The organism is Jatrophihabitans telluris (assembly GCF_023516435.1).
Lineage (GTDB): Bacteria > Actinomycetota > Actinomycetes > Mycobacteriales > Jatrophihabitantaceae > Jatrophihabitans_A > Jatrophihabitans_A telluris.
The window spans coordinates 3987988-3999823 of sequence record NZ_CP097332.1; the positions used below are offsets into that span (position 1 = coordinate 3987988).

The window sequence follows — 11836 nt, forward strand, 5'->3', positions numbered from 1 at the left end:
GGGTGGCAGGCCATCGAGCGTGACGACGGCGTCACCCTGTCATCGACCGCCAGTTGACTGTGGTCCTAGTTCTAGTTTGCCGCGCACGAAACGTCAATACCATTCATGTAACGGCACTTCTCTGCTCACTTTTGCTCAGTATTGATTGACCTGGCCGAAATCCCCCCTTAATCTGGCGCGGTGACATCGATCGACTCCGACGTGCCGGCAGAGGTGCCAGTAGAGGTGCCGGTAGAGGTGCTGGTGCTGGCCGAGCTCAACCCGGACCTGTTGCTCAGCGCGCCGTCGGCGACGGTGTCCTTCGGCCAGGTCGAGACCGAACTCAGCGACAGCCGTCTGACTCTGGGCAGTTCGGGAGCGATCACCGCCGCCGCGCTGGCCGCTCTCGGTGTGCCGGTCGGGCTCTGTGCCACGGTCGGTGACGACGAGTTCGGCCGCGGGGCCGTCACGATGTTGCGCGCAGCCGGCGTGGACGCGTCCGCGGTGATCGTGCGACCTGAACTGCGCACCGGTATCACGGTCGTCGTCAACGCCCCGGGCGGCGATCGGGCCCTGCTCACCTACCCCGGCGCCATGGCCGCGCTGGCCGCCGGCGACGTACCCCCCGCGGCCCTTGCCCGCGCTCGACACGTCCACGTGAGTTCGATCTTCCTCCAGCACGCGCTACGGCCGGGGTTGGCCGCGCTGTTGAAGGACCTGCGCGATCGCGGCGTGAGCACGTCCCTGGACACCGGCTGGGACCCCGCCCAACGCTGGGACGACATCGCCGAGCTGCTGGCGCACCTGTCGCTGTTGCTGCCCAACGCCGCCGAGCTCGAGCAGCTGTGCGCGCGGCTGGACATCGAGGCCACGCCCGGCTCGCCCGACTGGTTCGTCGAGCCGGCGCGGGCGCTGGCCCGACGTGGGCCCACGGTCGCCGTCAAGCTCGGCGGCAACGGTGGGTACGTCACCGACGGCACTGCCGAGGGCAGCTGGCAGATCTGCACCGAGCCGCTCGAACCGGTGGACACCACCGGCGCCGGGGACAACTTCAACGCCGGCTACCTCAGTGGCCTGCTCGCCGGTGCCGCCCCTGCCGACTGCCTGGCCGCGGCGATCGCGGCCGGCCGGGTGTCGGTCACCGGTCACGGCGGCACCGGCCGCCTGCTGACCCCCGCCGAGCGGGACGCCGAAGTGGCGCGCCTGTCCCCGACTGCCCACCGCCCGTAACCGAACCGCCTGCAGCTCATCACAAGCACGACTACTGGGAGAACCGATGACCGAGAGCGCCACCTATGCGGAGAACACGCTGCGTGAGATCTTCAGCCAGCCCGAGACGTGGGCCCGGGCACTCGCGCAGGTCGCCGCGGGCGTACCGCTGCCCGCCGACGGGGAGAAGATCCTGTTCCTGGGCTGCGGGACCTCGTACTACATCGGCGAGGCCTACGCCCGCCTGCGCAACGCCCTCGGCAAGGGCCAGACCCGGGCTTTCGTCCCCACCGAGCTTTCCTATGTGGAACCGGACGAAACCGTGATCGTGCTGTCCCGCTCGGGCACCACCAGCGACGTGATCAGCCTGGCCAAGGACCTGCGCTCCCAGGGCCACCGCGTGGTCGGCATCGTCGGGACTCCGCAGACGCCGATGATCGACGTGTGCGACGACGTGATCATGATGGCCTACGCCGACGAAGTGTCCGTCGTCCAGACCCGCTTCGCCTCGACGGCGTTCACGCTGCTGCGCGCCAGCCTGCAGCGGGAGTTGGGCTACCTGCCCGAGCAGGCGGCCCAGGCCCTGACCCGCGACCTGCCCGACACTCCCGAACACGTCGTCTTTCTCGGCACCGGATTCTCTCTCGGCCTGGCCCACGAGGCCGCGCTGAAATGCCTGGAATCATCGGGCATGTGGGCCGAGGCCTACGCGGTGATGGAGTACCAGCACGGTCCCATCTCCGCCGCCGGACCCGGGACCGTCGTGTGGCCGCTGGTCCCGGTCCCGGACTCGGTCTCCGACGGGGTCCTGGCCACCGGCGCGCGGCTGGTGATCCCGACTCTGGACCCGCAGGCGGAACTCGTCTCCATCCACCGCCTGGCGGTGGCGATGGCGGCCGCGGCGGGCCGCAATCCCGACGTGCCCCCGTACCTGTCGCGCTCGGTCCAGCTGGACTGACCACCGATGCCGGTCATCATCGTGCACGGACCGCCCACGGAATCGGCACAAGCCCTGCTGCACAAGGTGAATCAGGCCGTCGCCGGCGCGCTGGGACTGCGGCCCGTCGATGTCCACTCCATGTTCAGCCCGGCCGGACCGGCCGCCACCGGCGAGCAGCCCGACTCGGCGTGGCCGACCGCGTTGTTGCACGGGCGCGCGCGGCCGCCGGAGTTGATGGCGGCCGCGGTCAACGGCGTTTCGGCCGTGCTGGCCGAGGAATTCGACGTAGCGCCGGGACGCGTCTGGGTCCAGTGGGTGCTCACGGGTTAGCCGGACCGGGCAGCCACACCCGGACGGTGGTCCCATCCGCTCGGCTGTCCAGCGACAGTCGCCCGCGGTGCGCGCTGACCACCCCGCTGACGATGGCCAACCCCAGCCCGGACGAGGCGCCGTCGGCGACGGGCACGCCGCGGGCACGGCTACGTCCCTTGTCGGCGCGAACGAAACGCTGCGTCACCGTGGGCAGCAGGTGTTGCGGGATACCCGGTCCGTCGTCGTGCACCTCCAGCAGGACACCGTCGGAGTCGGCCCGTCCCGACACCGTCACGCGCGTACCTGCCGGGGTGTGATGGCGGGCGTTGCCCACCAGGTTGACCAGGACCTGGCGTAGTCGATCCGGATCGCCGGTTACCGACAAAGGCTCCGGCGGCAACGACAGATCGAAGCGATGGGTCGGATCGGTCAGACGGGCGTCCTCCACGGTCTCCAGCACCAGGCGGCTGACGTCGACGTCCACCTGGGCCAGCGGCTGCCCGGCGTCCAGTCGCGCCAGCAGCAACAGCTCGTCCACCAGGCGCGCCATCCGCGTGGACTCGGCCGCGATCCGCTCCAGCGACGCGCTCACCTGCCCCGGAAGGGGGCCGGACTGCTGCGCGATCAGCTCGCTGTGGCTGTGGATGACGGCGACGGGGGTCCGAAGCTCGTGGCTGGCGTCGGCCACGAACTGGCGCAGCCGCTCCTCGCTGCGATGCCGTTCGTTCAAGGACTGCTCGACGTGGTCGAGCATGTGGTTGACGGCCAACGCCAACGTCCCGATCTCGGTGCGATCGTCCGGGGCCTCGACGCGCTCGGGTAATTGCGGGTCGCCGGCGAGCGGCAGCGTCGCGATCCGGCCTGCCGTGGCGGTCATTCGCCGTAGGGGCCGCAGCGTCGAGCCGACCGCCAGCGAACCCAGACCGGCGACCAGCACCACGACAACGGCGAAGACCGCGGTTTCCACGAGGAGGACGTGCGCGACGGTCTGGTGCACCCCGGTCTCGGGGAGCCCGGTGATCAGCACGTCGCCGTCGCGGCCGTTGAGAACCAGCACCCGGTAGTGGCCAAGGTCCGGGAAGGCGACCGAACGCCGGCCGGTGGTCGCGGCCACGGTGAGCAGGCGGGCCCTGTCGGCCGCGGACACCGTCGCGTTCACGCTGGGGTTGGCGTTGGGATTGATGTTCGGGTTGGCGTTGGGGTTGATGGTGGCGTTGGCGTTGGGGTTGATGTTGGCGTTGGCGTCGGGTACGACCCCGGCGGCCGTCACGGTCCCGGCGGATACCCTCGCTCCGAGCGTCCCGGCCGACTGCCCGATCGTCGAGGTCTCGGCGTTGTCCGCACCCTGGTCACTGTGCTCCAACGCGATGGCGTAACGGTTTCCGGCCGCGTCCAGCTGCTGATCGAGCCGATGCAACAGGAACGAACGAAGCGCCACCGTGCTCGCGCCACCGACTCCCGCGCAGGCGATCAACAGCAGCGCGGCCAGCAGCAGGCTGAGGCGGGTGCGCAGCGTCCAGGCCGAGGGGCGCACGGCTGATCAGTCCGTCGCCGGTTTGAGGACGTACCCGACGCCTCTCACGGTGTGGATCATGGGCGGGCGTCCCAGGTCGAGCTTCTTTCGCAGATAGCTGACGTACAACTCCACGACGTGGCCCTGCCCACCGAAGTCGTAATCCCAGACCTGATCGAGGATCTGGGCCTTCGACAGCACCCTCCTCGGATTGCGAGCGAGGTAGGTCAGCAGGGCGAACTCCGTCGCGGTGAGTTCGAGCAGGTTCGCACCGCGTCGAACCTCGTGCGCGTCCTCGTCGATGACCAGGTCACCCACGACGATCCGGTTGCCGTCCCGCGAACGCGCCAGGCCCGCCCTGCGCACCAGTGCCCGGGCCCGGACGAGGACCTCCTGCAGGCTGAACGGCTTCGTCACGTAGTCGTCGGCCCCGGCCGAGATTCCCGCGATGCGGTCCGCGACCCCGTCCCGCGCGGTGAGGAAGAGGACGCAGACGTGCTCGGACCCGAGCCTGAGCCGCCGCAGCACCTCCAGCCCGTCCAGGTCGGGCAGCATCATGTCGAGGACCACCAGGTCCGGCAGGAACTGCTCGGCGATGCGCAGGCCGTCCGCGCCCGCCAATGCGCCACGGACCTCGAAGCCGTCGAAGCGCAGTGCGCTGACCAGCGCGTCCGTGATGCCGGGCTCGTCATCGACCACCAGCGCTCGCGGCGGCCCGCCGTCCGGCCGGTGCAGCGTCCCCGAGGGCAGGGTTCCCGACGGTGTCGTCAAGGGCAGCGCTCCCGACGGCAGCGTTGTCGGGGGTTGCCTTACCGAAGGTGGCGCGGTGACCGGCTCGCCGGCGCGGGAGGATTCGCTCGTGCTCACCAGACCAGGATGGCTGATCCGGGGCCGCTGGCATGCGGCCGAAGCTCTGGATCAGCTCTGAATCGGCGCAGGGCTGTCTCTGACCGGAGCCCCCCTGCGTTTGATCGACCGAACCACAGGCCGTTGAGAGCACGTTCAGAGCTAGCTCGGATTGACTGGAGAGATGATGCCGACCAGGGCCCGCCCGACGCCGCCCGCGGCGACCTGGGTGCCGACGGGTCCGGCGCTGCTGCCGCCGCTCGCTCTCACGGCGATGTGGTTCGGCGCGGCGCTGGCCCTGCTGCTGTGGTGGCAGGACACCCAGTACGTCTCAGGACTCGATGGCTGGCTCACCAACGCGGGACGGCTGACGGGTCTGCTCGCCGGCTACCTGCTGGCGTTGTTGCTCGCGCTCATGGCTCGGGTCCCCGCGCTCGAACGGGGCATCGGGACGGACCGGCTGGCGCGCTGGCACGCCAGCCTCGGCCGGTACACGGTGTGCCTGTCGGTGACGCACGCACTGCTGATCCTCTGGGGTTATTCGCTGACCGCGCACGTCAACCCCGTCTCGCAGACCTCCACCCTGCTCCTGAGCTACCCGGACGTGCTGATGGCGACGGTTGCCCTGGGGCTGCTGGTGCTGGTCGGTGTGGTGTCGGCGCGAGCCGCCCGCCGGCGGATGTCCTACGAGACCTGGCACTTCATCCACCTGTACACCTATCTCGCGGTCGCGTTGGCGTTCAGCCACCAGTTCGCCACCGGCGTCGACTTCGTCGACAACGCGCCGGCACGCTGGCTGTGGTCGGCCATGTACCTGAGCGTCGCGCTCACGCTGGTGTGGTTTCGCTTCCTCACCCCGCTGCTCGTGGCCCGGCGGCACCAGATGCGGGTGGTGGCTGTGCACCGGGAATCTGCGGACACGGTCTCCGTGTGGATCGGCGGACGGCAACTGGATCGTCTCAAGGCCGAGTCCGGGCAGTTCTTCCGCTGGCGGTTCCTGACCCGCGAGCGGTGGTGGGCGGCCAACCCCTACTCACTGTCGGCCGTCCCGCGCCCGGATCTGCTGCGCATCACGGTCAAGGACCTGGGCGACCACAGCCGGGATCTCGGCACCATCAGTCCCGGGACCCGGGTGCTGGCCGAGGGCCCGTTCGGTGCGTTCACCGCTCGCAACGCCAGCGGCCGTGGCAAGGTGCTCCTCCTCGCGGGCGGCGTCGGCATCACGCCCATCCGCGCGCTGTTCGAGTCACTACCGGCGGCACCCGGAGCGCTCACCCTGATCTACCGCGCCAGCGCGCCGCAAGACGTCGTGTTCGCCGAGGAGCTCCAGCACATCGCGGCGGGGCGGCAGGCCCGGCTGCTCTACCTGTTCGGGCCCCGAGGGTCTGCCGGCCGGCCCGATCCGCTCCAGGCCGATAACCTCCTTCGGACGATTCCGGACCTGGCCGAGCACGAGGTCTACCTGTGCGGGCCGCCCGGGATGACCGACGCGGCCCAGCGAGAACTACGCCGTGCCGGTGTCGGCCGACGCCATGTCCATGTCGAATCCTTCACCTTCTGAGGTCGTCCAATGCGCCGCGTACTTCTCGCCGTCACCGGCACCATCGCCGGGCTGGTCGCGCTGCTCAGCTTCAAGACCCACGCGGCCATCACCGGGCAGGCCTTGCCGCAGGCCAGCCTGCCGGGCTCCAGCTCGACATCCTCGGACTCGGCATCCTCCGGCGCGGCATCCTCCGGCGCGGCATCGTCCGGCGCGGCATCGTCCGGCGCGGCATCGTCCGGCGTGACATCGTCCGGCGCACCCTCGTCCGGCCCGCCATCGCCCGGCTCATCGAGCGCATCGGGCACGCCGGCCCCGAGCAGCCCTTCCTCCTCGGCCGCGAGCCAGACCTACACCGGCCAAGCGATCTCGACCCGTTACGGGGTCGTCCAGGTGCGGATCACCGTCCGCGCAAAGCGAATCACCAACGCCGCCTTCGTTCAGCTGACCGCCTTCGACGGGCATTCGGCCGACATCAACGCTCAAGCGGGCCCGATCCTGCTGGAGCAGACCTTGAGCGCCCAGAGCGCGCAGATCGATGGAGTCTCCGGCGCGACCTTCACCACCGACGGGTACGAGCAGTCGTTGCAGAGCGCCTTGGACCAGGCCGGTATCTGATGGGAATTCGGCACGTCGAGGCGGTGATGGGGACGATGTTCTCCATCGAGATCCGTGACGCTCGCTTGACCGGCTCGGCCGCCGAACGCGTGCTCGAACCCCTGCTGGCGCGGTTGCACGCCATCGATGCCGACTACTCCCCGTTCCGCCCGGACAGCCTGGTCAGCAGGGTCAACCGGGGCGAGCTGAGCGAGAGGGACCTGCCCGCCGAGGCGAAGACGGTCCTGAGGGAGTGCGAGCTGTGGCGGGAGCTGTCCGGGGGCGCGTTCGACGTCCGGGCCACTGGGCGTCTGGATCCCTGCGGGTACGTCAAGGGCTGGGCGATCGCCGAGGCGTCCCGGCTGCTGGCCGAAGCCGGTTCGACCTGGCACTGCGTCAACGGCGGCGGCGACGTCCAGGCGGTCGCCCCGGCCGACGTCCGACCTTGGCGCGTTGCCATCGCGGACCCGCGCGATCGGGGCCGGACGGTGGCAACTCTCACCGGGCACACGCTGGCGGTCGCCACCTCCGGAAGCGCCGAACGAGGTGAGCACATCGCCGACCCCCGCACGGGAAGGCCGGCCACGGGCGACCTGCTGAGCCTGAGCGTCTACGGCCGATCGATCATCGACTGTGACGTGCTCGCGACGGCCGGCTACGCGATGGGCGCCGACGTGTGCGGATGGTTCACCCAGCGACCGCATCTGACCGCGTACGCGGTCCGTGCTTCGGGCACGAGTTGGCTCGGCCGACCGGCTGCCTAGCGGTTGGCCACCACCGTGGCCAAGGCCGCCACGGTGTCGGCGATCGCCTCGCGCGCGGGCGAAAGGTACTTGCGGGGATCGACCAGCGCCGCATCGCCGGCCAGCGCCGAGCGAACCGCCGCGGTCATGGCGATGTTCAGGGCGGTGCCGATGTTCACCTTCGCGATCCCGGCCTCGACGGCGTGCCGGATCTCGCTGTCAGGAACGCCGGAAGAGCCGTGCAGTACGAGCGGCACGGCCAGCGAGTCGGCCAGCTCGGCGATCAGCTCCAGGTCCAGGCTCGCCGAGCGGGTGGTCATCGCGTGCGAGCTGCCGACGGCTACCGCGAGCGCGTCGACCCCGGTGGCAGCCACGAATGCCCGGGCTTCGAGCGGATCGGTGCGGACCCCGGCGGCGTGCGCGCTGGCCGGCGCGTCGGGCTTGCCGCCGACGTAGCCGAGTTCGGCCTCCAGATACAGTCCCTGAGCGTGCGCCCAGTCCGCCGCGCGGCGGGTCGCGTCGAGATTGTGCTGATAGGGCTGGGCTCCCGCGTCGAACATGGCCGAGGAGAAGCCGGCCCGCGCCGCTTGGTGCAGTAGTTCGACATCGTCGACGTGATCCAGGTGAAGTGAGACCTCTACTGCGGCTGATTCGGCCACGGCGGCGGCCCCCCGCGCGATCGGCAGCACGCGGTTGCCGTGGAAGCGCACGGCGTTCTGGCTGATCTGCAGAATGACCGCCACACCGGCGCGCTCGGCGCCGGTCACGATGGCCTCGGCGTGTTCGAGGGTGATCACGTTGAACGCCGGCACCCCCACCCGGGCTTGCGCCGCGGCGGCGACGAGATCGGCGGTTCTGGCCAGGGGCATGTCAGGACTCTCCTTCAGTGGCCACGGTGACAGCGTCATCAGCCACAATGACGGCCGCATCGGCTTCATCGGCTTCATCGGCCGCATCGGTGACGGCGCGGGTGGTGGACACGGACTCGATCAATACGCGCGGACGAAGGCGCGCGCGGGTGGCCGGATCGATCTCGCCGGCGACCTCTACGGCGACGGCGGCGGCGGACGTCGCGATCCCGTCAGCCAGGATGGCGGGCCAGTCCTTGCCCGCCCGGACGCCGGCCGCGACGGCGGCGACGAGGGAATCGCCTGCGCCGGTGGGATTGCCGCGGACTCGTTCGGGTGCGCCGGCCTGCCAGGTGCCGTCCGGAGTGACCGCGATGAGGCCTTGTTCACCACGCGAAACGAGCACCACCGACGGGCCCCGGTCCGCCAGCTCGGCTGCCGCGAGGTGGACGTCGTTGGCGCTGGTCAACGATCGACCGACGAGCTCGGCCAGCTCGTGATGGTTGGGTTTGACCAGGAACGGACGGGCGGGCAGGGCCGTGTCGAGCGCGGGCCCGTCAGCGTCGAGAATCGCGGGCACCCCTTCGAGGTGGGCGAGCTCGATCAGCTCGCCGTACGCGCCCGGTTCCAGCCCGCGCGGCAGGCTCCCGGCCAGCACGAGCAGGTCGGCGGACTTCATCTCATCCCGAAAAACCTCGACGAACACGGCCCATTCGGCCGGTGTGATGACCGGCCCGGGTTCGTTGAAGACGGTGGCGTCGGCAATATCTACGACCGTAACGGTGCGGCGGGTGTCGCCGGCGGTCGGGACCAGACGATGGTCCAGCCCGGCGGCGGCGAGGTCGTGGGCCAGCTGTTGCCCCGTGGTGGAGCCGGCGAAGGCCAGCAATCGCGCCGGTTCGCCGAGCTGGCGCAACACCCGGGCGACGTTGACGGCTTTGCCCCCGGCGCGATGTCGAACCTCCCGGACTCGATGGGAGGCCCCGGGCTGGATCCGATCCACGGTGTAGGTGACGTCGATGGCCGCATTGAGGCAGACGGCGAGGATCACGGGCGAACTCTATCGGTTCTGAGAGACTGGACGAGTGAGCTCTCCCACCAGGTGCCCGTGCGGTTCCGGCGATTCCTACCCGGACTGCTGTGGTCGCTACCACGCCGGGCGGCCGGCGCCGACCGCGGAAAGCCTGATGAGGTCGAGATATTCGGCCTTCGCGATGGGCCTGCCCGACTATCTGCTGCGCACCTGGCACCCGGACACCCGGCCGAACGAGCTGGAACTGGACGCCGCCCAACGTTGGCTGCGCCTGGACGTGCTCGGCGTCTACGGCGGTGGCCTGCTCGACGCCGAGGGCACGGTCGACTTCCAGGCGCACTACCGCCGGACCGGCGTCACGACCAGCCGGGGCATGCAGAGCGAGGTCAGCACCTTCCGGCGCGAAGGCAGCGAATGGCGTTACTACGACGGAGTCCGGAGCTTGCGGTGACTGTCCCGCGAGCGCGGATCCTGCCCGCCTCCCACCGTCGGGCAGTGCCGTGGAAGAACGGCGGTGGGGTGACCTTTCCCGTCGCTTCCAGCCCGGACGGCGTCGATCCGACGGCGCCGTTCGATTGGCGCGTCAGCATTGCCTCGATCAGCCGCGACGGAGGCTTCTCCACGTTCACCGGTATCGACCGCGTGATCGTCGTGATCGACGGCGCGGGTGTGGTCTTGACGGTGAACGGCGCGACGGTACCGCTAGGGCCCCTGGCCCCCTATGCCTTTGCCGGCGAGGCGGAGGTTTCGGGCCGCCTGGTCGAGGGCGCAACTCTCGATCTGAACCTGATGACGCGACGAGGCAAGACCACCGGATCGATGGAAGTGATCCGGCTGCCTGAGCAGGGTTTGCCGCTGTCGCCCACACAGGGCGAGACCATCGTCGCGGTTTGTCTGTCCGCGGGCGGTTGCCTCGGCGATGTCGTCCTGCAACCCCGGGACGCTGTCATCGTGGATTTCGCCGACACTGGATTCGATGGCGCGGCCGGCTCTGACGAACTGCCGCCAATCACCGGTGTGGCCACCCCGGTCGCTGTGCTCCGGGTGCGGAAGGTGGCCGGTCGTGGCGGGTGAGGATTCCACGCGGCACTGGCATCAGGTTCGGCAAATCGTTCGGCCCACGCTCGGAGTGCTCGCTCTGCTGCTGGTCATCAACTACGTGTTGCTGCCGCAGATTGCCGGTGCGCGCAAGACGATCCACCTGCTGTCCGGGGTGAATGTGTGGTGGCTGGTGGTCGCCGCGGCCGCCGAGATCGCCTCCTTGCTGGCCTATGTGCGGCTGAGCCAGTTGACGCTCCGCTGGCCGTCGCTGCGGTTTCGGACGATGTCCCAGATCGATCTCAGCACCCTGGCGCTGAGCCACGTGGTGCCGGCCGGCTCGTTGGTGGGCGTCGGCGTCGGCTACGCCTTGATCGTGCGAGCCGGGGTGCCGCGCAGCCAGGCGGTGACGGGCAAGACCGTGCAGACAGTCGGTTCAGCCGTGATCCTGAACGTCATCCTGGCCGTGGGTCTGTGTGCGGCACTGGTCCTGCACGGCAGCGACCCGCTGTACGGGCCGATCGCGGCGGCCGGCCTGGTGCTGCTGGTATCGGTTGCGATCATCACGGTCCTCGTGCTGCGCCGTCAGCAACGCATCATCGAGCTGTTGACCCGGCTGCTCAGCCGACTACCGCATGTGGATCCCGCCGTGGGGCAGCGGCTGGTGAGCTCACTTGCGGACACGCTGCGGACCCTCGGCCGGGACCGGACCTTTCTTCGCCAGACCCTGTTGTGGGCGACGTTGAACTGGATGCTCGATGCGCTGTCGCTGTGGTGCAGCGTGCGAGCCTTCGGCCACGCGCTGGGGCCGGTTGGTTTGGTTGTGGCCTACGGCCTGGCCAACGTCGCCGCGGCGCTGCCGTTCACACCGGGCGGATTGGGAATCGTTGAGGGCATCCTCGTGCCCACCCTGGTCGCCTTCAACACGACGCGTGGCATCGCGATCCTCGGAGTGCTCGCCTGGCGGTTGTTCAGTTTCTGGATCCCGATCCCGATCGGACTGGCCTGTTACGCCCCGCTGGTCGCCCGGGGAGACCACACCGAAGAGCCCGAGCCGGACGGGGACGAGGCCGAGCAGACCGAGCCCGGCGCACGTGAGCCACGCACGTGAGCCACGCACGTGAGCCACGCACGTGAGCCGCGCACGTGAGCCACGCACGTGAGCCACGCACGTGAGCCACGCACGTGAGCCACGCACGTGAGCCGCGCACGTGAGCCGCGGGAGGGACAGGTCGAAG

The 11836-nt window shown here is 69.9% G+C and carries 13 protein-coding genes; 9 read left to right on the top strand and 4 right to left on the bottom strand.

The window, feature by feature from the left end:
- The first annotated feature begins 180 nt into the window (after positions 1 to 180).
- From M6D93_RS18375 to M6D93_RS18385, 3 genes are read left to right on the top strand one after another with little or no spacing between them, the layout of a single operon-like run.
- Positions 181 to 1209, top strand: coding sequence for a carbohydrate kinase family protein (locus M6D93_RS18375; RefSeq protein ID WP_249771533.1), 1029 nt, complete (start codon positions 181 to 183; stop codon positions 1207 to 1209).
- Between the two features lie 46 nt (positions 1210 to 1255).
- On the top strand, positions 1256 to 2146 hold the full coding sequence (locus M6D93_RS18380; RefSeq protein ID WP_249771535.1) for an SIS domain-containing protein: 891 nt from the start codon (positions 1256 to 1258) through the stop codon (positions 2144 to 2146).
- Positions 2147 to 2152: 6 nt separating this feature from the next.
- Positions 2153 to 2458 carry a hypothetical protein gene (locus M6D93_RS18385; RefSeq protein WP_249771537.1) on the top strand — a complete coding sequence of 102 codons (306 nt, stop codon included), beginning with the start codon at positions 2153 to 2155 and terminating at the stop codon, positions 2456 to 2458.
- On the opposite strand, the gene M6D93_RS18390 is transcribed toward M6D93_RS18385, so the two are convergent.
- Both M6D93_RS18390 and M6D93_RS18395 read right to left on the bottom strand, forming a co-directional pair.
- Positions 2448 to 3974 (bottom strand): sensor histidine kinase, encoded by a 1527-nt coding sequence (locus M6D93_RS18390; protein ID WP_249771539.1) that lies wholly within the window; start codon positions 3972 to 3974, stop codon positions 2448 to 2450. The two genes, M6D93_RS18385 and M6D93_RS18390, sit on opposite strands and share 11 nt — an antisense overlap.
- A gap of 6 nt (positions 3975 to 3980) precedes the next feature.
- A complete protein-coding gene (locus M6D93_RS18395; protein WP_430667247.1) occupies positions 3981 to 4724 on the bottom strand; it encodes a response regulator transcription factor in 744 nt (247 codons plus the stop codon).
- Positions 4725 to 4983: 259 nt separating this feature from the next.
- On the opposite strand from M6D93_RS18395, the gene M6D93_RS18400 reads away from it, so the two are divergent.
- The 3 genes from M6D93_RS18400 to M6D93_RS18410 are packed head-to-tail and all read left to right on the top strand — an operon-like array spanning position 4984 to position 7700.
- A complete protein-coding gene (locus M6D93_RS18400) occupies positions 4984 to 6360 on the top strand; it encodes a ferredoxin reductase family protein (protein ID WP_249771541.1) in 1377 nt (458 codons plus the stop codon).
- 9 nt (positions 6361 to 6369) lie between these two features.
- Positions 6370 to 6957, top strand: a complete 588-nt coding sequence (locus M6D93_RS18405) for an FMN-binding protein (protein WP_249771543.1) — start codon at positions 6370 to 6372, stop codon at positions 6955 to 6957.
- Entirely contained in the window at positions 6957 to 7700 is a 744-nt protein-coding gene (locus M6D93_RS18410; protein ID WP_249771545.1) for an FAD:protein FMN transferase, read from the top strand. Before M6D93_RS18405 ends, M6D93_RS18410 begins: the two co-directional genes overlap by 1 nt.
- Here the strand turns inward: M6D93_RS18410 and M6D93_RS18415 are convergent.
- Together M6D93_RS18415 and M6D93_RS18420 are read right to left on the bottom strand one after the other, a co-directional pair.
- Positions 7697 to 8548, bottom strand: coding sequence for a class II fructose-bisphosphate aldolase (locus M6D93_RS18415; RefSeq protein WP_249771547.1), 852 nt, complete (start codon positions 8546 to 8548; stop codon positions 7697 to 7699). The two genes, M6D93_RS18410 and M6D93_RS18415, sit on opposite strands and share 4 nt — an antisense overlap.
- Position 8549: 1 nt before the next feature.
- Positions 8550 to 9578: a 1-phosphofructokinase family hexose kinase gene (locus tag M6D93_RS18420; protein ID WP_249771549.1), complete on the bottom strand. Its 1029-nt coding sequence runs from the start codon at positions 9576 to 9578 to the stop codon at positions 8550 to 8552.
- A gap of 34 nt (positions 9579 to 9612) precedes the next feature.
- Between M6D93_RS18420 and M6D93_RS18425 the strand changes: the two genes are divergently transcribed.
- Genes M6D93_RS18425 through M6D93_RS18435 form a run of 3 tightly spaced genes read left to right on the top strand, consistent with a single transcriptional unit; the run spans position 9613 to position 11709 of the window.
- A complete protein-coding gene (locus M6D93_RS18425; RefSeq protein ID WP_283818612.1) occupies positions 9613 to 10011 on the top strand; it encodes a YchJ family protein in 399 nt (132 codons plus the stop codon).
- Positions 10008 to 10634 (top strand): HutD/Ves family protein, encoded by a 627-nt coding sequence (locus M6D93_RS18430; RefSeq protein ID WP_249771553.1) that lies wholly within the window; start codon positions 10008 to 10010, stop codon positions 10632 to 10634. Before M6D93_RS18425 ends, M6D93_RS18430 begins: the two co-directional genes overlap by 4 nt.
- Positions 10624 to 11709: a lysylphosphatidylglycerol synthase transmembrane domain-containing protein gene (locus M6D93_RS18435; protein WP_249771555.1), complete on the top strand. Its 1086-nt coding sequence runs from the start codon at positions 10624 to 10626 to the stop codon at positions 11707 to 11709. Before M6D93_RS18430 ends, M6D93_RS18435 begins: the two co-directional genes overlap by 11 nt.
- Positions 11710 to 11836 lie beyond the last annotated feature (127 nt).

Excerpts from the sequence above, each read along its gene's own strand:
- M6D93_RS18380 (WP_249771535.1), top strand. The coding sequence starts at position 1,256 with ATGACCGAGAGCGCCACCTATGCGGAGAACACGCTGCGTGAGATCTTC.
- M6D93_RS18385 (WP_249771537.1), top strand. The coding sequence starts at position 2,153 with ATGCCGGTCATCATCGTGCACGGACCGCCCACGGAATCGGCACAAGCC.
- M6D93_RS18400 (WP_249771541.1), top strand. The coding sequence starts at position 4,984 with ATGATGCCGACCAGGGCCCGCCCGACGCCGCCCGCGGCGACCTGGGTG.
- M6D93_RS18405 (WP_249771543.1), top strand. The coding sequence starts at position 6,370 with ATGCGCCGCGTACTTCTCGCCGTCACCGGCACCATCGCCGGGCTGGTC.
- M6D93_RS18410 (WP_249771545.1), top strand. The coding sequence starts at position 6,957 with ATGGGAATTCGGCACGTCGAGGCGGTGATGGGGACGATGTTCTCCATC.
- M6D93_RS18415 (WP_249771547.1), bottom strand. The coding sequence starts at position 8,548 with ATGCCCCTGGCCAGAACCGCCGATCTCGTCGCCGCCGCGGCGCAAGCC.